At 55.6% G+C, this 22,128-nt stretch carries 21 protein-coding genes and 1 riboswitch; of the genes, 6 read left to right on the plus strand and 15 right to left on the minus strand.

What is annotated here, in order from left to right:
* Window positions 1-11: 11 nt before the first annotated feature.
* The gene (locus Q8A57_RS03935; RefSeq protein WP_305169625.1) at window positions 12-827 is read right to left on the minus strand and encodes an SDR family NAD(P)-dependent oxidoreductase; all 816 of its coding nucleotides are present in this window, start codon (window positions 825-827) and stop codon (window positions 12-14) included.
* Between the two features lie 206 nt (window positions 828-1,033).
* On the opposite strand from Q8A57_RS03935, the gene Q8A57_RS03940 reads away from it, so the two are divergent.
* The gene (locus tag Q8A57_RS03940) at window positions 1,034-1,312 is read left to right on the plus strand and encodes a hypothetical protein (protein ID WP_305169626.1); all 279 of its coding nucleotides are present in this window, start codon (window positions 1,034-1,036) and stop codon (window positions 1,310-1,312) included.
* A 95-nt stretch (window positions 1,313-1,407) separates the two neighbouring features.
* Here Q8A57_RS03940 and Q8A57_RS03945 read toward each other — a convergent pair whose 3' ends face one another.
* A complete protein-coding gene (locus Q8A57_RS03945; RefSeq protein ID WP_305169627.1) occupies window positions 1,408-2,655 on the minus strand; it encodes a cation:proton antiporter in 1,248 nt (415 codons plus the stop codon).
* 199 nt (window positions 2,656-2,854) lie between these two features.
* Window positions 2,855-5,083 (minus strand): catalase/peroxidase HPI, encoded by a 2,229-nt coding sequence (katG, locus tag Q8A57_RS03950; protein ID WP_305169628.1) that lies wholly within the window; start codon window positions 5,081-5,083, stop codon window positions 2,855-2,857.
* 426 nt (window positions 5,084-5,509) lie between these two features.
* Between katG and Q8A57_RS03955 the strand changes: the two genes are divergently transcribed.
* The 4 genes from Q8A57_RS03955 (at window position 5,510) to Q8A57_RS03970 (ending at window position 9,915) form a co-directional block, all read left to right on the plus strand.
* On the plus strand, window positions 5,510-6,292 hold the full coding sequence (locus Q8A57_RS03955; protein WP_305169629.1) for a delta-class carbonic anhydrase: 783 nt from the start codon (window positions 5,510-5,512) through the stop codon (window positions 6,290-6,292).
* A gap of 185 nt (window positions 6,293-6,477) precedes the next feature.
* On the plus strand, window positions 6,478-8,142 hold the full coding sequence (ettA, locus tag Q8A57_RS03960; protein WP_305169630.1) for an energy-dependent translational throttle protein EttA: 1,665 nt from the start codon (window positions 6,478-6,480) through the stop codon (window positions 8,140-8,142).
* A gap of 159 nt (window positions 8,143-8,301) precedes the next feature.
* Window positions 8,302-8,877, plus strand: a complete 576-nt coding sequence (locus Q8A57_RS03965; protein ID WP_305169631.1) for a LemA family protein — start codon at window positions 8,302-8,304, stop codon at window positions 8,875-8,877.
* Between the two features lie 72 nt (window positions 8,878-8,949).
* The gene (locus Q8A57_RS03970; RefSeq protein WP_305169632.1) at window positions 8,950-9,915 is read left to right on the plus strand and encodes a GIDE domain-containing protein; all 966 of its coding nucleotides are present in this window, start codon (window positions 8,950-8,952) and stop codon (window positions 9,913-9,915) included.
* Window positions 9,916-9,921: 6 nt separating this feature from the next.
* Here the strand turns inward: Q8A57_RS03970 and Q8A57_RS03975 are convergent, their stop codons facing one another.
* From Q8A57_RS03975 to Q8A57_RS03990, 4 genes are read right to left on the minus strand one after another with little or no spacing between them, the layout of a single operon-like run.
* Window positions 9,922-10,257, minus strand: a complete 336-nt coding sequence (locus Q8A57_RS03975) for a cupin domain-containing protein (protein ID WP_305169633.1) — start codon at window positions 10,255-10,257, stop codon at window positions 9,922-9,924.
* Window positions 10,257-10,637 (minus strand): thiol-disulfide oxidoreductase DCC family protein, encoded by a 381-nt coding sequence (locus Q8A57_RS03980; protein ID WP_305169634.1) that lies wholly within the window; start codon window positions 10,635-10,637, stop codon window positions 10,257-10,259. The genes Q8A57_RS03975 and Q8A57_RS03980 overlap by 1 nt, the downstream gene beginning before the upstream one ends.
* Window positions 10,630-11,394 (minus strand): SPOR domain-containing protein, encoded by a 765-nt coding sequence (locus tag Q8A57_RS03985; RefSeq protein ID WP_305169635.1) that lies wholly within the window; start codon window positions 11,392-11,394, stop codon window positions 10,630-10,632. Before Q8A57_RS03985 ends, Q8A57_RS03980 begins: the two co-directional genes overlap by 8 nt.
* Before the next feature lie 16 nt (window positions 11,395-11,410).
* On the minus strand, window positions 11,411-11,680 hold the full coding sequence (locus Q8A57_RS03990) for a DUF4404 family protein (protein WP_305169636.1): 270 nt from the start codon (window positions 11,678-11,680) through the stop codon (window positions 11,411-11,413).
* 347 nt (window positions 11,681-12,027) lie between these two features.
* On the opposite strand from Q8A57_RS03990, the gene Q8A57_RS03995 reads away from it, so the two are divergent.
* The gene (locus Q8A57_RS03995) at window positions 12,028-13,338 is read left to right on the plus strand and encodes an ammonium transporter (RefSeq protein WP_305169637.1); all 1,311 of its coding nucleotides are present in this window, start codon (window positions 12,028-12,030) and stop codon (window positions 13,336-13,338) included.
* A 60-nt stretch (window positions 13,339-13,398) separates the two neighbouring features.
* Here Q8A57_RS03995 and Q8A57_RS04000 read toward each other — a convergent pair whose 3' ends face one another.
* From Q8A57_RS04000 to radA, 8 genes are all read right to left on the minus strand, one after another.
* Window positions 13,399-14,271, minus strand: coding sequence for a cobalamin-binding protein (locus Q8A57_RS04000; RefSeq protein ID WP_305169639.1), 873 nt, complete (start codon window positions 14,269-14,271; stop codon window positions 13,399-13,401).
* A 1-nt stretch (window position 14,272) separates the two neighbouring features.
* A complete protein-coding gene (locus tag Q8A57_RS04005) occupies window positions 14,273-15,043 on the minus strand; it encodes a heme ABC transporter ATP-binding protein (RefSeq protein ID WP_305169642.1) in 771 nt (256 codons plus the stop codon).
* A gap of 4 nt (window positions 15,044-15,047) precedes the next feature.
* Window positions 15,048-16,064 (minus strand): FecCD family ABC transporter permease, encoded by a 1,017-nt coding sequence (locus Q8A57_RS04010; protein WP_305169644.1) that lies wholly within the window; start codon window positions 16,062-16,064, stop codon window positions 15,048-15,050.
* 22 nt (window positions 16,065-16,086) lie between these two features.
* Window positions 16,087-16,680, minus strand: a complete 594-nt coding sequence (gene cobO / locus Q8A57_RS04015; protein WP_305169645.1) for a cob(I)yrinic acid a,c-diamide adenosyltransferase — start codon at window positions 16,678-16,680, stop codon at window positions 16,087-16,089.
* Window positions 16,677-17,609, minus strand: coding sequence for a cobalamin-binding protein (locus Q8A57_RS04020; protein ID WP_305169646.1), 933 nt, complete (start codon window positions 17,607-17,609; stop codon window positions 16,677-16,679). The genes cobO and Q8A57_RS04020 overlap by 4 nt, the downstream gene beginning before the upstream one ends.
* Window positions 17,606-18,316: a Dph6-related ATP pyrophosphatase gene (locus Q8A57_RS04025; RefSeq protein ID WP_305169647.1), complete on the minus strand. Its 711-nt coding sequence runs from the start codon at window positions 18,314-18,316 to the stop codon at window positions 17,606-17,608. The genes Q8A57_RS04020 and Q8A57_RS04025 overlap by 4 nt, the downstream gene beginning before the upstream one ends.
* 33 nt (window positions 18,317-18,349) lie before the next feature.
* Complete coding sequence (locus Q8A57_RS04030; RefSeq protein ID WP_305169648.1) at window positions 18,350-20,305, minus strand: TonB-dependent receptor plug domain-containing protein; 1,956 nt, start codon at window positions 20,303-20,305, stop codon at window positions 18,350-18,352.
* A gap of 108 nt (window positions 20,306-20,413) precedes the next feature.
* Window positions 20,414-20,663: riboswitch (cobalamin riboswitch) on the minus strand.
* Window positions 20,664-20,708: 45 nt separating this feature from the next.
* The gene (gene radA, locus Q8A57_RS04035) at window positions 20,709-22,079 is read right to left on the minus strand and encodes a DNA repair protein RadA (RefSeq protein ID WP_305169651.1); all 1,371 of its coding nucleotides are present in this window, start codon (window positions 22,077-22,079) and stop codon (window positions 20,709-20,711) included.
* Window positions 22,080-22,128 lie beyond the last annotated feature (49 nt).

A 22,128-nucleotide genomic window follows, 5' to 3' on the forward strand; every position in this document is an offset into this window, starting at 1 on the left:
TTCATTCCCTATCAAGCCGAAGGATGCCACCCCGCATCCGCCCAGAGCTCACCTGAAACCACTGAGTTCGAAATCATAAAGCAGATAGCATCGGCAATTTCTTCGGGTTTGATCAGTCTGCCCAGCTGGGTAAAGGGCAGAATATATTTCTCGATATAGTCATCGCCCATGGCTCGCACCATCGGGGTGTCGGTAAAGCCGGGGTGAATCACACCGCAACGCACACCGTGGAAGGTGGCCTCTTTGGCCAGGGTCGAGGCCGCACCTTCCAGCCCCGCCTTGGTGGAAGCGTAAGACACCTGCCCTTTGTTGCCCTGGGATGAAATGGAGCCGATAAAGATTACTGTGCCCTGCACACCTTCACTGGCAGCCCATTTTTTCAGGCCGTTGGCGGCACGATGTTCGGCAACGCGGGCAATCAATTCCATGGCCCAATAGACCGGGGCGATCAGGTTGACGTTGACCACCATTTCGAAATTTTCCTGCGGGTAAATGCTGGCCTTACCGCTTTCCTTGTTAACGCGAACAGCGAGATCATCGCGGGTGATACCGGCGGCAGGTACGCAGATACTGACGACACCGTGATCCTTTTCCATCTGGTCATACACCGATTGGCGAAACTCGGCATCGGTGACATTGCCCTGAAATGGCACGGCGACATCGCGCCCGGCCTGGGCATTGATATCCGCAGCCACCGCGTCGATACGATCGGTCATATCCACCACGGCAATTTTTTTCACGCCACGCTCGGCAAGCAGAGTAGAAACTGCCTGACCAATGCCGCTGGCCGCACCTGTTATCACTGCAACTTTATCTTTAATCTGCATTTACTCACTCCCACCTTTTTTTGAGCGTGCCAGAGTATAGCAACGTTTCGGGTTATTACGTTCAGTCCCCGTTAACCGCCTATTGCAATCCGCATCTGCACTGACGCCACCCAATAACAATGATCTCTCGTTGTTGAATCACCGCGTGCCTGACGACAATTGCGGTATGATGAACGCCTTCTTTTTTACTCTGATCAAGGCCCATCATGAGAGCACTTCTCCGAAAACTGTTTGCCCCGGTGCTTAACCCATTTGAATCTGGCAGCGATGAATTCGTTTATCGATCATCCCACCGAAAAATTCTGATTGCCTTGGGCCTTCTGTTTCTGCTGCTATCATCCGGCTGCCTGTTCGCGTCAATCACTGCAGAGGCTACCGCCGGGCTTCTTCCCACCACGGTATTTTTTGTGGTGGGCTCAGTGTGCGAAATTGTTGGCTGGCTGGGCAACGAGCGGGCCGTGGCCAGAATCTGGAAAAGCCGGTGATACCAGAACCCCGCCCTGGAAAAACTGTTACTTTTCACCGCCCACCGGCAACGTTCTAATAGCTGAGCAACACAACACAACAACTGCTGTTGGCATCAGGTATAAGCAGCCTCACCATATTTTTTCTTCCACCAACGGATGGTGAGCGGCACGGAAACGTTTAGCAGAAAGGCACAAAGCATTAGTGTGTAAAAGGCGTCGACCGTCATGATGTGGTATTGAACATAGGCAATATCCATGACCACAAACGCCAGCTCGGCTCGTCCCAGCATGCCGAAACCGATCATCCAGCTCGCAGGCCAATCAAAACTGCCGGTATAGCGCGCGGCAAGTGATGCGGAGAGCACCTGACCCAAAAACAGGCCAACGAATAACAACAAGCCCTGGGGCAACACGGAAATAAATACGTCGAAATCAAATACCAGTTTGGTGCCGAGAGAGACAAAAAACACGGGGCCAATCCATGAGAAAGCCACGTTATCGATAATCTGTTTGGCCTGGCCGTGAAAGTCGATCTGTTCACCTGGGTGGAAGTCAAAGTATTCCCGTTTGATCACCAGGCCCGCCATGTAGGCTCCCACTGCTGGGTGAAAACCGAAATGGTGCCCGGTAATCGCCACCAGAACCGCTACCAGTAGCAACGCCAGCACCGTGTATTCGCCGCGCGCCATGGACAAGATCTGACGCAGACTGAAATGGCCGATAAAAGGAATTCTCGCAACCCAACCCTCACTGGCGGGGAACAGCCAGGCACCGAGAAAGGTAATCAGCACAAAGAACATCAGCGCTTTACCCACTACCAGCGCGATACCCGCAAACGACAGGCTGGCCTCCCCTGTGGCCATGGGCACCATCACGGCCACCAGCGCCAGGGAGGCGATGTCGTCCAACACCGCAGAGGTCATAATGCCGGTGGCTGCCGGGGTTTTGCTGAGCCCTTCGGTTTTGAGTGACACCATGGTCAGCGAGACGGCTGTGGCGGTCATGGCCAACCCACAAAGCAGGGCCATGTTGTTGTCGCCCCAGAAATAGAGAGTGGCAAAATACGCCACCGTAAATGGCGCCACCGCGCCAAAAAAGGCGATACCCCAGCTTCGCTTGATACTGCTGAGAAAATTGCCGGTATTTTCCTCAAACCCCAGGGCAAACATGATAAGAATGATGCCCAACTCCGAAAAATCCTGGATAAAGACCGGCATTTGTTCCGGTAGCCAACCGAGATTGACCATGATCGCACCGAAAAACAGGTACCAGAGCACTGGGGTCAGCCGGGTGTGGTGGGCAGCAAAAGATGCGGCAAAAACTCCCAGCCAGATAATGGCCAGCAATGACAAATCGTGCATGGTGAAGCTCCTGGGGACTGAAAATCATTATCCAACGATAGGGCCGAGAGCGGAACAAAGACGATCCATCACACAGAAAAAACTCGCACCTTTACTGATTTACCTCAACAAAAACAGGGCCCTATAGGGCCCTGTTGTGGGTGGCATCGCCAGTTGTTGATGTCAACTCTGGCTTACCAAGGCTATTTTGAAGTGATGATTACATTTCAAAACGATCCAGATTCATCACCTTGGTCCAGGCCGCAACGAAGTCGTTAACGAACTGGCCACTGGCATCGTCCGCCGCGTAGAACTCAGCAACGGCACGCAACTCAGAGCTGGAACCAAACACCAGGTCTACCGGAGAAGCAGACCAGCGTTTCTTGCCGGAGCTGCGATCAACACCGTCGTAAACACCTGCTTTATCAGACTTCTGCCACTGGGTGGACATGTCCAGCAGATTGACGAAGAAGTCATTGCTTAAAGTTCCGGGTTTGTCGGTGAACACACCCTGCTTGCTGCCACCAGCATTGGCGTTCAGCGCACGCATACCACCTACCAACACGGTCATTTCCGGTACGGTCAGGCTCAGCAGGTCTGCCTTGTCGATCAGCATCTCTGCAGGGGACAGGCGGCTGTTTTTGCCATAGTAGTTACGGAAACCATCAGCGGCAGGCTCCAGGTAGGCAAAGGACTCTACGTCTGTCTGTTCCTGAGAAGCATCAGTGCGGCCGGGATGGAAGGGCACGGTCACGTTATGACCCGCATCCTTGGCAGCTTTTTCAATGCCTGCAGCACCGCCCAGCACGATTAGGTCAGCCAGTGAGATTTTCTTGCCGCCCTTCTGGGCACCGTTGAAATCCTTCTGGATAGCCATCAGCTTGCCAATCACTTTCACCAGCTCGTCGTGATCGTTCACCGCCCAGTTGCTCTGGGGAGCAAGACGAATCCGCGCACCATTGGCACCACCACGCATATCCGTGTCACGGAATGTTGACGCAGAGGCCCAGGCAGTTCTGACCAGCTCAGGCACGGTCAGACCGGAATCGAGAATCTTGCCCTTGAGGCTGGCAACATCCTTATCATCAACCAGCTTGTGATCAACCGCCGGTACCGGGTCTTGCCAGATCAACACGTCTTTGGGCGCTTCGCCACCCACATAACGGGCACTTGGACCCATATCGCGGTGGGTCAATTTGAACCAGGCACGGGCAAAGGCATCGTTGAAGGCATCCGGGTTTTTGGCAAAACGCTCGGATATCTTGCGGTAGGCAGGGTCTTCACGCAGTGACAGGTCTGTGGTCAACATCACAATCGGGTTGCGTTTACCTTCGATGTGAGCATCCGGGGCCAATTCGTGAAGGGCCTTGTCTTTGGGAATCCACTGCACAGCACCCGCCGGGCTCTTGGTCATTTCCCACTCGAAGTTCAGCAGGTTTTGCAGGAAGGCCGTGGTCCACTGGGTAGGCGTGGGTGTCCAGGCACCTTCCAGACCACTGGTAATGGTGTCTTCAGCATTACCCTTGCCACAGGTGTTTTTCCAACCCAAGCCCTGCTCTTCCAAAGCCGAGCCAGCCGGGTCTGCACCAACACACTTACCCGGACCTCGGGCACCGTGGGTTTTACCCAGGGTGTGACCACCGGCGATCAAGGCAACGGTTTCCTCGTCGTTCATGCCCATGCGGCCAAAGGTGTCACGGATATCCGCAGCGGCGGCAATTGGGTCACCGGTGTGGCCGGTAGGGCCTTCCGGGTTCACGTAAATCAGACCCATCTGTACAGCCGCCAGCGGGTTTTCAAGATCACGCTTGCCACTGTAGCGTTTGCTGTCATCCAACCATTTGGTTTCCGGACCCCAGTACACCAGGTCAGCTTCCCAGTCATCGGCACGACCACCGGCAAAGCCGAATGTCTTGAAGCCCGCTTTTTCCAGCGCGACGTTACCAGCCAGCACCATCAGGTCGGCCCAGGAAACATCACGACCATATTTTTTCTTCACCGGCCACAACAGGCGACGCGCCTTGTCGAGGTTGGCGTTGTCCGGCCAGCTGTTCAGCGGCTCAAAACGTTGCTGACCTCCATCAGCACCACCACGGCCATCTTGCGCCCGGTAGGTACCGGCACTGTGCCAGGCCATGCGAATAAACAGGCCTGCGTAGGTGCCCCAGTCAGCGGGCCACCAATCCTGCGAGGTGGTCATTTCCTTGGCGATGTCCGCTTTCAGCGCATCCAGGTCTACCTTTTCAAAGGCCTTGGCGTAGTCAAAATCAGCGCCCATCGGGTTGGAGCGGGCGTCATGTGCACGCAACGCGCCGAGGTCCAGCCGGTCTGGCCACCAGAATTCATTGGACATGGTATCCGCGTGCATGGGTTCAGCATGCACCGTTGTCGCCACCGGCGACATGATGACGGCCAATGCCGCCAACACAGGTATAGTTATCGTTTTCATTGAGTTGTTTCCCCTCGATTTATGATCTATCCGGGATAGAAATATAGTTGGCAAATAGCTGTTGCGATATTTTGTTAGTGCTATGGGGTGAATAGAATTTCTTTATCAGAGAGCACAAAGCCCGTCTCAGACTGTATAGCAAGAAGGAAAAAATAGACGCTAAAAAATTTTAATTTCCACTCTATGTTAATAGTTGTTGTATTCGCTGCTTCCTTTCTTTCACTAGCTATTAACCAAGTCGTAAAAAAATTATTTAACCCCCCAAAAGATACATTTTTTTACAAAAAACAGCCGACAGATGATTGAAATAAATTCCCCTAAAAATGTATTTTTACACCTCAATTTTTTAACTTTTACAACAAATTACAACTATTAACATACGATTATTATTTGCTTGCAAATAAATACAAAAATGGACAGATTATTATGAAACAGGTAGTTATTGCACTCATGTCACTCACATTCCTGCTCGGCACCGCCCACGCAGGAGAATCAGCCAGCAACGCAACATGCGAAGGGTTTGGCCCCCAAACTCCCCGCGACATCGACCAGAAGGACGGGGATAACCCTGTAAAATTTTCTCTGGCAAAACCCGCCTCGGAAATGAACCTGTGTAACATCCACTTTCACGAAGGTGCCGAACACAAGGCCAAGGCTTTCTCCATTTATAAGGGAGAGGGTGACCACGGCTACGGCGGCGGATACCAGTGCGGTATCAGCAAAGAACTTTCTGAAGCAGAACTGGCTCCCACCAAGGAGTCGATCTGTAAAGGTGATCACGGCGAGTTGAAACCGGGTGATACCATCGAGGTACACTGGGTACACACCTCCTGTGATGTCGAGCCTGGGCCAACGCTGGGTTCATGTCTCTCCAAAGGATGTGGCAACCCGGAACTGCGCGTTGAAACCCAGGTGTTCACCCTGGTGAATGACCCCAACGCCCTTGACTTCAACGACTTGGAACAGGCCAGCGACCTGCCCACCAACACCGGTACACCGGTTCAGTTCCTGGGTTCCACCACCGGCCCGAGTTACACCGAAGCGGTTTGTTCACCCTACCAGGTCACCTGGAGTGTCCGGCCCCAGTGTGCCAAGCTCGATATCAACACAGTTGGCGAATGGTGTAAGGGCAACACCTTTGACGAGGACCACGCGCACGGCGTTCGCAAGCTGGTGACCAATCCGAAGTTGCTGTCGGATATTGAATAACACACCCGCTGTGTAATCGCGCGGTATAACCCGCCGCGATATGGGAAGCCGGGCTTTTTCGCCCGGCTTCTTTCATTCTGCCGATAGCTTCTGGCAATACCCAGTTTCCGCTACAATCCCAAACTTGCTCAGGGCCGGGAATTTTCCGGCGCAACACAGATAAATAGACTCAGGCAAGTTACCCAATGGCTCAATACGTTTACACCATGAACCGGGTGGGGAAAGTTGTTCCGCCCAAACGCCAGATCCTCAAGGATATCTCTCTGTCTTTCTTCCCCGGCGCCAAGATCGGCGTACTGGGACTGAATGGTGCCGGTAAATCTACCCTGCTGAAAATTATGGCCGGTATCGACACCGATATTCAGGGCGAAGCCCGGCCCATGCCCGACATCAAGGTCGGCTACCTGCCCCAGGAACCACAGCTTGACCCGGGAAAAGACGTGCGCGGCAATGTCGAGGACGGTGTGCGCGAAGCGGTGGACGCCCTGAAGGGACTGGATGAGGTCTATGCCGCCTACGCGGAACCGGATGCGGATTTTGACAAGCTGGCAAAACGCCAGGGCGAGCTGGAAAACATTATTGAAGCCTGGGACGCCCACAACCTGAACCATACGCTGGAGGTAGCTGCCGACGCCCTGCGTCTGCCGCCGTGGGATGCGGACGTCACCAAGCTGTCCGGTGGTGAAAAGCGTCGGGTCGCGCTGTGCCGCCTGCTGCTGTCAAAACCCGACATGATTTTGCTCGACGAACCCACCAACCACCTGGATGCGGAATCTGTATTCTGGCTGGAAAAATTTCTTGAGGAATTTCCCGGCACCGTGGTCGCGGTCACCCACGACCGCTACTTCCTCGACAACGTCGCTGGCTGGATTCTCGAACTGGACCGTGGCCACGGCATCCCCTACGAGGGTAACTACACCACCTGGCTGGAAGCTAAGGAACAACGCCTGGAAGTGGAACAGAAGCAGGAAGATGCCCGCCAGCGCACCATCAAGCACGAACTGGAATGGGTACGCCAGAATCCGAAAGGCCGCCACGCCAAGAACAAGGCCCGTCTGGCCCGCTTTGACGAAATGAATTCCCAGGAATTCCAGGCCCGCAACGAAACCAACGAAATCTATATTCCACCGGGTCCGCGCCTCGGGGACAAAGTGATCGAACTTGACGGTGTGTGCAAAAGTTTTGGCAACGAATTGCTGATCGACAACCTCACCCTGAGTGTGCCGAAGGGCGCTGTGGTGGGTATTGTCGGGGGTAACGGCGCCGGTAAATCCACCCTGCTGCGCATGATTGCCGGTACCGAACAACCAGACAGCGGCACGATCACCCTGGGAGAGACCGTGGAAGTCGCCTTTGTGGAACAGAGCCGCGAAAATCTTGATGACAAGAAAACAGTCTGGGAAGCAGTATCCGATGGCCAGGACATCCTGCATATCGGCAACTACCAGGTACCGTCACGGGCCTACGTGGGTCGTTTCAACTTCAAAGGCAGCGACCAGCAGAAGCGCGTCGGCGAATTGTCCGGCGGTGAACGCGGCCGACTGCACCTGGCCAATACCCTGAAGCAGGGTGCCAACGTGCTGCTGCTCGACGAACCATCCAATGACCTGGACGTGGAAACCCTGCGCGCCCTGGAAGAAGCCATCCAGAACTTTCCCGGCTGTGTGCTGGTGATTTCTCACGATCGCTGGTTCCTGGACCGTATCGCCACCCATATCCTCGCCTACGAGGGCAACAGTGAAGTGGTGTTCTTCGAGGGCGACTACACCGAGTACCATGAAGATTTCATCAAGCGCAACGGCGAAAATGCCACACCCCAGCGCATGAAATACAAGCGCCTGAAAAGCTGATCATGGTCTTTACCCGCACCGCCGCTACCGGTGGTGCGGGAATTTCAGGGCCCAAATAGAAACCGCAGCTGTGATCCACTGCGCGTTTCCCCGCCAGACAGTTGCCCACTTCAGGCAAAATACCTATTCTGAAAACCGGAATCTTTTCAGGGACGCGCCATGACTGTTTTTATTTTTATTCTTCTGGGCCTGGTGATACTCGTCGCCGGATACATCATTACCCTCTACAACAATCTGGTGGCTCTGAAGCACCGTGTTTCTCAGGCATGGTCCAACATTGATATTCTGCTCAAACAACGCCATGAGGAGCTGCCGAAGCTGGTCGCCACCTGTAAGGAATATATGGAATACGAGCAGGCTACCCTGGAGCGCGTCATCAGTGCTCGCAACATGGTTTCCAACGCCGCCTCCAACAACGACCTTGCCGCACTGGGTGTTGCAGAAACCACTCTACGCAAAGGCCTGGGACAGTTGTTTGCATTGGCGGAAAACTACCCCGACCTGAAAGCCAACGATTCCTTCCGTCACCTGCAAGCTCGTATCTCAGACCTGGAGAACGGCATTGCCGACCGCCGCGAGCTGTATAACGACGTGGTCAACCAGAACAACACTCGCATTGAACAGTTTCCAGATGTGCTGGTGGCCAATTTTTTCAAGTTTGGCCCGAAAGAGTTGCTGGAATTCAGTGATGAGGAAACAACCGATGTGGACATCAAGGGGCTGTTTCATTCCTGAAGCCCTTCACGTCACTCTACCAGTCTCTGTTAACACCGCTGTGACGGATACCAACCCATGGGCTTAGCCTGAATGGATTTGACCAGCCTGTTTTGTGCCGACTGTGTGCGCCATATGCCGTCGATGGAGTTTGCTCTGTGGCTAGCCGTCACCGCCGGCATTTCTCTTTTCAGCTTGAGAAAAGGGCATCGACAGTTCAAACGTGCGCGTCTGATCGAGGATATGCCGACATCGAAAATTCGCTCCGCCAGCCAGGGCTATACGGAACTGATCGGCGTGGCCGAAAACCGGGGCATCACACTTTCATCCCCGCTGAGCGGCTCACCCTGTGTTTGGTGGCGTTACACCATTGAGAAATACCAGCGTTCCGGCAAATCCAGCCACTGGGTGACCGTGGAGAAGCACGCCTACCAACAGCCTTTCAACCTACGCGACAATACTGGAGTTTGTGAAATTGACCCCGAGGGCGCAGATATCAGCTGCCGACACCATCATGTCTGGTATGGCAGTACACGCCGCCCCGTCAGCTTGCTGGTGCCGCCCCGACACCGGAACAATTTTCTCGGCCTGAAGACATCCATTGGTTTTTCGGGCCGCTACCGCTATACGGAATACCTGATATTGGAGGGTGACCCTATTTATGCCCTGGGTGATTTCGTCAGCGACCGTGCCGGCCAGCGCAGTCTCACCCCGGAACAGATACAGGGTGACATTTTGCGCACCTGGAAAGGGGATTTCGCCGCACTGCTGGAAAAATTTGATCACAATAACGATGGACAACTGGATGCGAGAGAATGGCAGCTTGTCCGCGAGGCGGCTCTGGATGAAGCACGACGCCAACAGTCAGAAATATCGGGGCAACCCCTGCAGCACCAACTGGCAAAACCCCGTCACGAAGGGCTGCCGTTCATTATTGGCAGTGCCGAACAGGAACAGCTCAGCAGCCGTTTTCGGCGCGGAGCCCTGCTGTATTCAGGCGGGTTTCTGGCAGCGGGATCAATGGCCAGCTGGTTGCTTGGCGCTCGCCTGCTGGGCTAGCCGGGTTTAGTAAAAAACCGCCAGCCAGATGGTTTCTGTGTCGGGGTCAGTCCAGGCCACACGGTGCTTGCGGTGGGCCGGAATGGCCACATAGTCACCCACTTCCATGGTCATGTATTCGCCGTTGTCGAACTCCAGCTTACCCCGCCCCTGCATGATGATAATCAGTTCATTTTCCGGCTGGTCGTACCAGAAACCCTCGGGTGAACTCTGGCCGCGGGAGATAATGCGCTGAATGCGGGTAAAGTCGGTGACAATCACATCCTCGAACAACTCATCCATGGTGATGACCGGGATATTTGAAAAAAGGTTGCCCACCGTCACCGGGCTATTTGACGCCATCAAATTCTTCCTTCTCGGGTTAGTCGGCGGTGCACCCACCAACGATACAATCGACTGACCAGTGGTCGTATGACCGGCAAGCCAATCAGCCAACCGATCGGCTTGAGCAGTGTCGCCCGCGCCATCAACAACCGGTAGGCATCAATTTCTGAACTGATGTTGCCCTGTTCATCCTGCACATGCAACTCCGTGAGCGCTTTGCGGGGATCGATACCCAGAGCGTTCAACGTGTCATCTGCACCGGTGATATCCACCCAGCAGACATTGTTATTTTTTCCGGTGAGTTTCTGGTAGTTGTCCCGGTCACGCACACAGGTCGGGCAGGCTCCGTCGAAATAGACAGTCAGTTTTTCAGGTTTGTTTGTGGCTTGTTTAGCCATCCACTTCTGCGGCAGCTTGGGCTGTGTTATCCAGTGAGCTGACTGATCTGACCCAGGGCTCAATACCGGGATAACGCTCGGATATTTTGCGCCAGGCACTACGAGCCTCTTCCGGGGATGCAAATTCACCCCAGGTCAACACCTGCCAGAGTTGCTTCCGGCTATAGGTTTGGGAGCGATGTACCGGCAAATCCGCCAGCTTGTGACTTGAGAGAAAACTCTGCAATTGATCGTTATCGGCGAATGCACCCAGTTGCAGGGTATACCCTGAGCGGGCACCGGAAACATCTATTCCCTTCACCGGCTGCAAGGGCTCGGCCATGGCCTTGACCACCACTGGCTGGGACGGACTATGTTTCTCCGGCTCCGACCAAACCTCTGACACGGGCTCTGCCACCCTTGGCGAGCGCTTTACTGTCGGCTTCACGGTTGGCCGAGCCCCCTCCTGATGCGGCGGTGTCGCCGTCATGCTGGGTAGCTGTTCACGCCAATCCCGGCTGGGCAACCCGACAACCTGTGTCGCTTTTACGGGTGTCGAAACTTGTTCCGGCTCGACCGCTGAATCGGTGCTACTTGCAGGTGTAGCCGCTATTGCCTTATCGCCGTTCTCGCCCTGCATAACGCAGGACCAGTTGCCGCTGTTGCGGGGTCCATCACACACCCAGCCGACGTAGGGTTCGTCCGGGGTACTCTGGGAGGCGCAAGCCACCAACAGACTGCTACCCAGCAGCAGACCAATGGCGCGATACTTCATCATGCTACACAACTGCCTATTAGATGCCCATGCGATTCAGCGCATCCAGAACCTGCCGAATCACTCCAGCCAGGCGCGGGTGATCGATTTCGAATTCACTTTCTTTCTGCTCAAGTTTTTCACGCAGGGTGAGATGATGCTCTTCGGGCATTTCACTGCCCTGGGCAATTTTCACCATATCGGACATCAGGTTACCAAATACATCCCGCTCTTCCCGGGAAATGTTTTTGGCCTTTTCCAGCTCGTCATGTAACTGAGTCAGCTGGTCACGAAGTTCTTCATTTGCCATGATCAAAATCTCCTCGTTGTGCCGGATTACCATCGCTGCAGCAACCACCTTTGCATCCCGCCCGCGACAATCTTCTCCGACAGGTTTCTCTGTCTTTAGTATATGCCCTTTAAAGGAGCTGGCACGTTAGTCTGCACATGGGCGACCGGCGGCGAAACCGCCCCTATGACCGGGAATTACCCGAGCACCATTAAAAATGATGGACATCATAGTCATTTTTTTAGATTTCTGTCACAGCTTTTGAGAAACTTACGGCGCACGCCCAACAGAGGCTGAAAATAACAAACGCCCCGGTCTGATGGGGTCTTGTATGCACTGCCTATGGTGCAGAAAACGGGATTAACATTATGACAATAACGAAAACTCTCTTATCGATTCGAGCGGCTCTGGTTTTGCTGTTGCTGTCACCACTGATGGCCCACGCCGACGAACTCAATGGTGCAAACACCGCCTGGATCATTACCGCCACAGCCCTGGTGCTGTTTATGACCATACCCGGGCTTTCACTATTTTATGCCGGGCTGGTGCGAGTTAAAAACTCCCTGTCGGTGCTGATGCAGTGCTTTGCCATTACCTGCGCGGCATCGCTAATCTGGATGATCTGTGGCTACAGCCTTGCCTTTGGCGATGGCGGCTCAGCCAATGCCTGGATTGGCAACCTGAGCAATTTCATGCTGGGCAATGTGATGGAAGGCTCCCTGTCGGGAGACATTCCGGAATCTGTCTTTGCCATGTTCCAGATGACTTTCGCTATTATCACCCCGGCTCTGATCGTCGGTGCATTTGCCGAGCGCATGAGATTTTCTGCGGTACTGATTTTCAGCTGCATCTGGTTGCTGGCGGTCTATGTGCCCGTCACCCACTGGGTTTGGGGCGGCGGCTGGCTGGGTGAAATGGGCCTGCTGGATTTTGCCGGCGGTACCGTTGTACACATCACTGCCGGTGTCGGCGCACTGGTGGCCGCACTGGTGATTGGCAACCGCCGCGGATTCCAACACCAACCGATGATGCCACACAACCTGACTATGACCGTTGCCGGTGCTGGCATGCTCTGGGTGGGCTGGTTTGGCTTTAACGCCGGATCGGCACTGGCCGCCAACGGCGACGCCGGTATGGCCATGCTGGTGACACACATTTCCGCTGCCACCGGTTCGCTGGCGTGGATGCTGATGGAATGGGTGAAACACGGCAAACCATCGGTACTGGGTATTGTTACCGGCATGGTGGCAGGCCTCGGCACCATCACACCCGCGTCAGGATTCGTGGGTCCCGGCGGTGCACTTATCATCGGTTTTACCGCGGGCATCGTCTGTTATTTCGCCACCCAGCTGGTAAAACTGAAATTTAAAATTGATGACTCGCTGGATGTTTTCCCCGTGCACGGCATGGGCGGTATTCTCGGCACCCTGTTGGCCGGTATTTTCGCCTCCGCAGAGCTGGGTATTTTCAGCGGCCAGGGCTACGCCGAGGGCATGACCATGACCTCACAGTTCAAAGTTCAGGTCATCGGAGTGCTGAGTACATTCGTCTACACCGCCGTTGTGACCTTTATCATTCTGAAGCTGGTGGACATCATGGTCGGTCTGCGTGTCGACGACGAGCAGGAAGTTCAGGGCCTGGATCTGTCGCAACACGACGAACGCGGTTACGATCTGTAATCCCCTGTTCGGGTAGCAATCTGAAAAAAGCCGCCTTATGGCGGCTTTTTTTATGGTGTTTTACGGGAGAGGACGGCGACCCTGATCGATAGCTTCACACAACTGCTTGGCACCCTGAACAATACGCGGGGTATGGCGGTGCAGCAGATACGGGTCCACGTTGTAGATACGTCCATGTTTCACGGCACTTAACTCCGGCCACTGTCGCCAGTATGCATAAGCGGTCTCCAAAGCCGTGTACTGACCGATGATAATGACATCGGGGTCCACAGCCAGCACCGATTCCACACCCAATTTGGGCACCAACCCCGCGGTTTGAGTAAACACGTTGTTGCCGCCACAGAGTGTGAGCACATCTGACACCAGATGGCTGCCGCCAAAGGTCATCAGTGGCGCCTGCCAGATCTGGTAATACACATCCACCTCGGTGGACTGGCCGTACTGGCGGGAAAGCTCACTGAGTGCCGCCTGAAACTCGCCAGTGGCTCGCTTGGCCTCTGCTTCGCGCCCCAGCAGTACTCCCAACTTTTCCAGCGTGTCAGGAATATCCTGCAAGTGTCGCGGTTTATTCACATAGACATTCAGACCCAGTGATTTCAGACGGCCGATAATGCCTTCGCCGTTGCCGCTCAGCCAGGCCAGCACCAGGTCAGGCTGATATGCCATCAGAAGTTCATAATTGATTTTGTTATTGGAGGCCACCACTGGCAGTGCCTTCGCCTCTTCAGGAAAATCACTCCAGGCTACGGTTGCCGTCATCTGCTCATCCCCGCCCAAGGCGTAAACAATTTCCGTGAGATGAGGCGCCAGGCTGATAATGCGCTTTGCAGGCTGTTGCAGGCTGATCTTATTGCCAAGATCGTCCACCACTGTCGGGCCAGCCTGCGCCTGGCTGACCACTATCAGGGCCAATATTGCCCATAATCGCCCCATCTCAGGCAAGTACCATGGGCGTGCCGGTGAGAGGATTAACGGCGATGGTTGCCTCGACATGGAACACATCGCGAATCAATTCCGGGGTCAGCACTTCCCCCGGTTCGCCACTGGCGGCAATTTCTCCACAGCTCAACACCAGTAACTGGTCGGCACAGCGTGCCGCCAGGTTGAGGTCGTGAATCACCACTAGCACCCCCACGCCCTGTTCAGCCAGGCTGCGCATGATGGTCAGGGTCAGTTGCTGGTGAGCAAGATCAAAAGCCGATGTGGGTTCATCCAGCATCAGAACTCGCTGGCCATCGTCGACCGGCTCCCAGATCTGGGCCAGCACCCGCGCCAGCTGTACGCGCTGTTTTTCACCGCCGGACATCTGTGTGTAATAGCGTTTGTCCAGATACCCGCCATCCACCGCCTGCAGCGCATCGTTAACAATCTGGGCATCGCGCGCAATTCCTGTGGCGTGTGGTATGCGTCCCAGGGTCACCACTTCCCTGGCGGTAAAGGGAAAGTCCAACCGGGAATGCTGAGGCAGCACCGCCATCATCCGGGCCAGGTGCTGCGGCTGCCAATCTCCGAGACCACGCCCGTTGAACATCACTTCGCCATCGCTGGCCTTCTGCTCGCCAGTCAACAAGCGCAACAGACTGGTTTTACCGGCACCATTGGCACCAATAACGGCCGTCACTTTACCCGGCTCAACGTTCAGGTTGATATTTCGCAGCAGGGAAAATCCAGCAACGTTAAGTGACAGATTGCGGGCCAGCAGCATCGTGTTACTCCAGCACCTTGCGGCGTTGCTGTAACAGCAGGGCCACAAAAAAAGGCGCACCCAACAGGGCCGTCACTACCCCGGTGGGCAATTCTGCGGGGGCCATCAACGAGCGGGCTCCGGTATCCGCCAGCAACAGCAGCACGGCCCCGAGAATGGCCGAGCCGGGAATCAGGTAACGGTGATCCGGCCCGATCATCAATCTCACCAGGTGCGGCACGATCAGCCCCACAAAGGCGACCACTCCGGACACCGCCACGGCCACCCCCACACCCAACGCTGTTAGCAGGATCAGACGGCGCTTCAGGGATTCCACCGCAATACCCAGATGACGTGCTTCGGACTCCCCCAACAAAATGGCATTCAATGCCCTGCCCTCCCTGGGCAATAAGACCATCAACGGCAACACCGCTACGGCAATAATTCCCACACGACTCCAGTTGGCGCTGTCCAGGTTGCCCATCTGCCACAGACTGATGCGCCGCAGCATTTCATTGTCGGCAAAAAAACCGAACAGGCTGGTGGCCGCACCGGACAGAGCAGTAATGGCGATACCCGCAAGTAACATGGTGGATACCGAGGTACCCGTAATGGTGGACGCTAGCCGATACACCAGCGCCGTGGCGACGAGGCCTCCAATAAAGGCACCAGCAGCAATCGCCGTAAGTTCAAAGACACCACTCAGGAAACCGACGCCGCCAAAGAAAATCACTGCGCTGGCACCCAGTGATGCGCCACTGGACACACCAATCAATGACGGGTCTGCCAGTGGGTTGCGAAACAGCCCCTGCATCACGGCACCACAACTGGCCAGACAGGCACCGGCGAGCATCGCCAGCAGCACCCTGGGCAGGCGGAGATCCTGCAGAATGCGCACATCCATATCCGATTGCCGTGAAAACAATTCCAGCAATTTGCCAGGGGCAATGCTCACCGGGCCACTCAGTAATCCCAGCACGACTGCTGCCACCAGCAACAGCCACGCGCCAGTCAGAAACGTTCGGGGAGGCAGCCTATGCATGAATCGTCGGCAACCTGAACAATCAGAAATCCACACCGCGGCGGGCTTGGATACCAGCCCGGTAGGCATGTTTGACTTCACGTATTTCTGAAACGGTGTCGGCAATCTCCTGTAGTGCCGAACCGCCACCGCGACCTGTCACCACTACGCTCTGGTTGGCCGGGCGATTCTTCAGGGTGGTCAGTACCTCACTTTCATCGAGATAATTGAAGCTCAGCATATAGGTGAGCTCATCCAGCACCACCAGATGATAACGGTCATCTGTCAGCATTTTTTTGGCCACCGCCCACGTGGCTTGAGCGGCTTCAATATCACCCTCACGATCCTGGGTATTCCACGTAAAACCGGTACCCATCTGGTAAAAGTCCACTTCCGGGCACTGATCACGCAGGTACAGCTCCTCACCAGAAAGCTGTTCCCCCTTGATAAACTGCACCACTCCCACTTTGTAGTGGTAACCCAGGGCGCGGATCACCATACCGAAGGCCGAGCTGGATTTACCTTTGCCGTCACCGGTCAGCACGATCATGACTCCACGCTCCTGATCCGCCGCAGCAATGCCTGCATCCACCTTTTCTTTCAGCTTCTGCATCTTGTTCTTGTGTTTGTCGGTCATGACCATTCCTCGTTGGAGACACACATTGCCGGGGCCAGACCACCTGGCAAGGGATGAGTATTCGGGTGTAACAGATTGGCCAGTATTTCCAGACTGTCCACCAGGCCTGGGCCGGGACGGCTGAAATACCGGTTGCCATCCACGGCGTAGACCTGCCCCGTTTGTGCAGCTGGCAGCATGACGTAGTCAGGCTGGTTTGTCAGCAGAGGGAGATCCTGTACGGTGCGGTGCAGATTAAACCCGCAGAGAGCGACCAGCAGGACTTCCGGTGCAGCGGCCAGCAGGTCTGACCAGTTACGTCGTCGTGAAGGGCCGTGACGATCTCCGAAACAGGGCGTGCCGCCCGCCAATTGGATCAGTTCCGGGTACCAGTGCCCACTGTCAAACAGCGGATCAATCCACTCCAAAATGGCCACCCTGGGGCGGTTCTCTTTGGCAATGGTTGCGGAACGCGCTGCCACCGCCTCCACCCGCCGCTTTAACCCGGCGTGATACTGGTGGGCCACTTCAGTGCAACTGGCGGCGTTTCCGACCAGCAACACTGTATCCAACACATCGTTGAGACAGGTAGGCTCCAGATTCACCACCTCGACCTCTCCGGGCAGTTGGCAGGTAATGGCATTGACTTCATCGGCGGACACAGCGCAGACATCGCAAAGGGCCTGGGTGACGATCAGATCCGGAGCCAGTGCATCCAGCACATCGGTTTTCAAACTATAGAGCGCACTGTCGGTTTCCAGTTGGCTGTTAACCATGGCGTCGATTTCAGCACTGCTGAGCCCCTTGGGAATACGGGACATGGTGACCACCGGCAGCCCCAGCACATCGGCGGGATAATCGCACTCGTGGGTCACCCCCACCAGGCTGTCCCGCAACCCGAGGCCACAGATTATTTCCGTGGCACTGGGCAGCAGGGAGACGATTCTCACTGCGAGGCTCCAGAAGCCACGACAGGAATCAGGTCGGTATACACAAAGCCATCCCGGGTCACGGTCTCGCCCACGGTGACAGGCACTGGTTTCTTAAACATGGGGCCATCACAGGCAAAGCTGTGGAACTCGCCATTCTCACCACAGGGGTCAACATCGGGAGGCAGGCGCTCAAGAAAAGCATTGCTGAACAGCGATCCTGCCAGCTCCTCTGGCATTTTTTTCGGGTCCAGACAGGTGAGATAGGCCTGCAGGCCCGCCTCAACCATTTGTTGTGCAAGTTGATCGGTGGGGATACCCCACACAGGAAACAGCAAGTCCAGCCCCGTATCCGCCATACGGCTTTCCCGATAGGCACGAATGTCCTCCAGGAACAGGTCACCGAAGGCCACCGCATCCGGCGACAGCTCACGTCGAGCCTGGGCAAGCGCCTCCGTCATAGCCTGCTCATACTGTTCATTGCTGCAAGGCCAGGGTAGCGGAATTTCAATCAGCGGCAACCCTGCCGCTTCTGCCTGCGCGCGCACCAGTTCCAGGCGAACACCGTGAATAGCAGAGCGCTCAAATGCCTGGTTATAGGTATTCATCAGGCCAACCACTTCCACAGAGGGATCCTGCTGCAATAGATACAGCGCCCAAGCAGAGTCTTTGCCACTGCTCCAGGAGAGCAGTACGCGGGTTTTGCCATTCACACTCAGATCAGTCACGGTGCTGCTCCCTAAACTACTGGACCCTAAACACTACTGGGCGAAACTATATCGAATACCCACCATGGCACCAAAACCCAGGGATTCGAAACCATAAACCTCTTCATAATTGTCATTCAGGACATTTTCAAAGCGGCTGTATACCGTCAGAGCTGGTGTCACACGATAGCTGGCACTCAGGTTTACCAGGGTAAATGAGTCCAGGTTCACCGTTTGTTCGGGATTGGGCCAGGGTGGAAAGAAGACGTCGTCCTGGTGGCCGTTGTACTGCGTATTCAATGCCAGTGACCACTTGGCATTCGGCTCCCACTGCAGGGTGGCGCTACCCAAGTGGCGGGGGCGGCGCAACTCATCCACCTCGCGGCCAGAACCATCCGGCTCGGTGGCATCAGTGTAGGTGTAACTGCCCTTAAGGGTCACGGTGGGCGACAGGGCGGCTCGTGCAGTCAATTCCAACCCCTCGCGGTAACTGGTACCAGAAACGTTTTCCGCCGTGTAGGCACCAAACGGAGGAATCGTTGGATCAAAGACAAAGCCATCAATCTCGTCTTCAAGGCGCGCCTTGAAATAAGTCAGGCCAAGTTGGAGCTGCTCATTAAACAGAGACTGGTCAACGCCCACATCCCAGCTGGTGGATTTCTCAGGCTTCAGATCAGGATTCCCCACGAAAGAAGTGAAATATCCATAACGTTCTGAGAAGGTAGGATTTTTCACGGCCGTACCCCAGGTTGCACGCAGGCGGGTACCGGTTTCAGCAATCAGGTAACTGGCATCAAAACGCCGGGTATAGGCGTCATCAAATTCGGTGTTGTCATCGTGACGCAGGCTGGCACCCAGGGTCAGGTCTTCCCACAGCACGACCCGGTATTCCAGAGCCACAGCATTGGTTTCGCGGTCACGATCCTGATTCGGATCACCCCAGGGTAAGACAGGGCCACGCTGGGAGAACTGCTCGGTTTCCCTCTCAACCAGCAGTGACAGGCGCTGGTTCTGATCATCCCAGCTAAAGCTGGTCAGGTAGCTGTATTGTTTTTTGCGGCTATTGCTAGAACCGGTTAACAGGCTATCCGTGAAGTTCTCATTGGCGTGACGACTAACGGCAACCGCAACCCGGTGCTGCCAGCGGTCATCCAGTAGTGACAAATCTGCCTGGGCGCGAACAAAGCGCTGACGAAACTCCGTCTCGCTGTCCTCATCTGTCGGCAAGCCCGTGGTAACAAAATCGGTGCCGTCAAATTCATTTTCCCCTTCAGTTTGACGACCGTGCAGGGACAGGGACAGATTATCCAGAGGACGCCAACCGGCGTTCAGATTTAGCATCGTATTGCGGTAACCGTCTTCTTCGCCACCATGGCGGGAAATGTTTTCGCCCTCAGAGGCCAGGTGGGATGCCCGCAGATTGAAGTGTGCTGTCTCGGAGCGTCCACCCAGGCTGAAACCACTGTTGGTGGTTCCATGATTACCAACTTCTGCAAATACATCACCCTGGCTTCCACTGGTAGCCTGACGTGTGATGATGTTGATCACTCCGCCCACGGCATCGCTACCCCAGAGCGCACTTTGAGCGCCCCTCACGACTTCTATCCGCTCGATGCCCGCCGCCGGCATATGCGCCCAGTTGAATTCATCACCCTGGGAGCCGTCGTTGACCTCCATGCCGTCTACCAGCACCAGCACATGGTTTCCCTCTGAACCGCGCATTCTCAGCTGGGTGGTAGCACCCAGAACACCGCCACGGTTGATGGCCACGCCGGGCACATTGCGCAGCAGATCACTGACCACAGCAGCGTGGCTGTTTTCGATTTCGGACGAGGAAATGACAGTGACAGAGCTACCTGTCTGAAGGAGTTGCACCGGTGTCAATGAAGCCGTCACGACGACTTCCGGCAATCCCAGCAACTGGGTGGATGATTCGTTGTTGGATTCGTTTGCCTGGACAGCGGCAATAGAGGAAATGGCCAGCAAACCGGCAAGTACAGCTTTGTTCATAATGTTCTCCGACGTTCAGCCCCGAACGCATTGAGTGGGTCAGATCACGGAGAAACGATTGGTGCAGAGGCGGAAATCGCCAATACCAACGCAACCACCCCCCGTGGTTCGTCTGCATAGCGACAGGCCGGTCTCCGGACTTATGAGCGGTTTCCCTGCCAGATCGCCTTCCCATGCAGTTGCACAGTGGCGTTGTGATCTGGCGCTTGAATCCCTGAGAGGATTCACTCAATTACCGTTGCGGGGGCAGTATCGGAATAGCTAACTCATTGAAAAAAGAGCAATAAAAACGCACCGATTTCCCGTTTCACCCGGCGCACTGAATGGCGCGCCGAGAACCTGTTGCCGAAGCAAGGGTCGGGAATTTACGCCGCAGTGGCGGCAAAGTCAATTGACGGAAGTTTTAGCCCAGGGCATCCAGGGCATCGGTGAGCTTGCGTACCGGCACCACATCCATGCCCTTGATGGGCTGCCGCGGCGCGTTGCCGGCGGGCACGATAGCGCGCTTGAAGCCGTGTTTGGCGGCCTCCCTGAGGCGCTCCTGACCGTTCTGTACCGGACGAATTTCACCGGACAAGCCGACTTCGCCAAACACCACCAGATCGCGGGGCAAAGGGTGGTCGCGGAAGCTGGAGATAACTGCCAGGATCAACGCCAGGTCCGCACTGGTTTCCAGCACTTTAACGCCACCCACCACATTCACGAACACATCCTGGTCGCCGACCATGATGCCGCCATGGCGATGCAGTACGGCCAACAACATGGCCAGACGGTTGTGTTCCAAACCCACGGTAACCCGGCGCGGGTTGCCCAGGTGACTGTCATCCACCAGCGCCTGCAATTCCACCAGCAAGGGACGGGTACCCTCCCAAACCACCATCACCAGGCTGCCGGAGGCCACTTCGTCGCCACGCTGGAGAAAAATGGCGGAGGGGTTTGCCACTTCACGCAAGCCTTTGTCCGTCATGGCAAACACCCCCAGCTCATTGACCGCGCCAAAGCGGTTCTTGTGGCTGCGCAGGGTACGGAAATGGCTATCGCTGGTTCCTTCCAGCATCAGTGAACAGTCAATCATATGCTCCAGCACTTTGGGGCCAGCGAGGCTGCCATCCTTGGTCACATGGCCTACCAGCAGCAACACCGTGCCACTCTGCTTGGCAAAGCGCACCAGCATAGCGGCGCTTTCACGTACCTGTGACACACTGCCGGGTGCGGAGGCAATGTCTTCCATCTGCATCACCTGAATGGAGTCCACCACAAGGATTTTCGGAGCCAGGCGGGCAGCGGTGCCACAGACGGTTTCCACGGAGGTTTCTGCCATGATCTGTAGTTTATCGGTCGGCAATCCCAGGCGATGGGCACGCATGGCCACCTGCTGGGGAGACTCTTCACCAGTGACGTAGAGGGCGGAAAGGGATTCCGCGAGTTTGCAGAGGGTCTGTAACAGCAGGGTACTTTTGCCTGCACCCGGCTCGCCACCCACAAGGATGCAGGAACCCGGCACCAGTCCACCACCAAGCACCAGGTCCAACTCACCGACATTGGTGGTGATGCGGGGAATATCCTCCAGCTCGATCTCGGCAAGGGTGCTGACAACCCCATCGGCAGCACCGGCAAAACCGCTGCCTGTTCTCGATGACCCAGATGCAACAGCACTCAGTCGAATTTCGGCCAGGGTGTTCCAGGCGCCACATTCACCGCACTGTCCCTGCCATTTACTGTAATCCGCGCCACAGTCGTTGCACACGTAAGCGGAGGTTTTCTTTTTCGCCACACTGCACTCCTTAAAACCGGGCTCAGTCTAGCACGACAGTGGTATTTTT

This window comes from Porticoccus litoralis, assembly GCF_030676955.1.
GTDB classification, from domain to species: domain Bacteria; phylum Pseudomonadota; class Gammaproteobacteria; order Pseudomonadales; family Porticoccaceae; genus Porticoccus; species Porticoccus litoralis.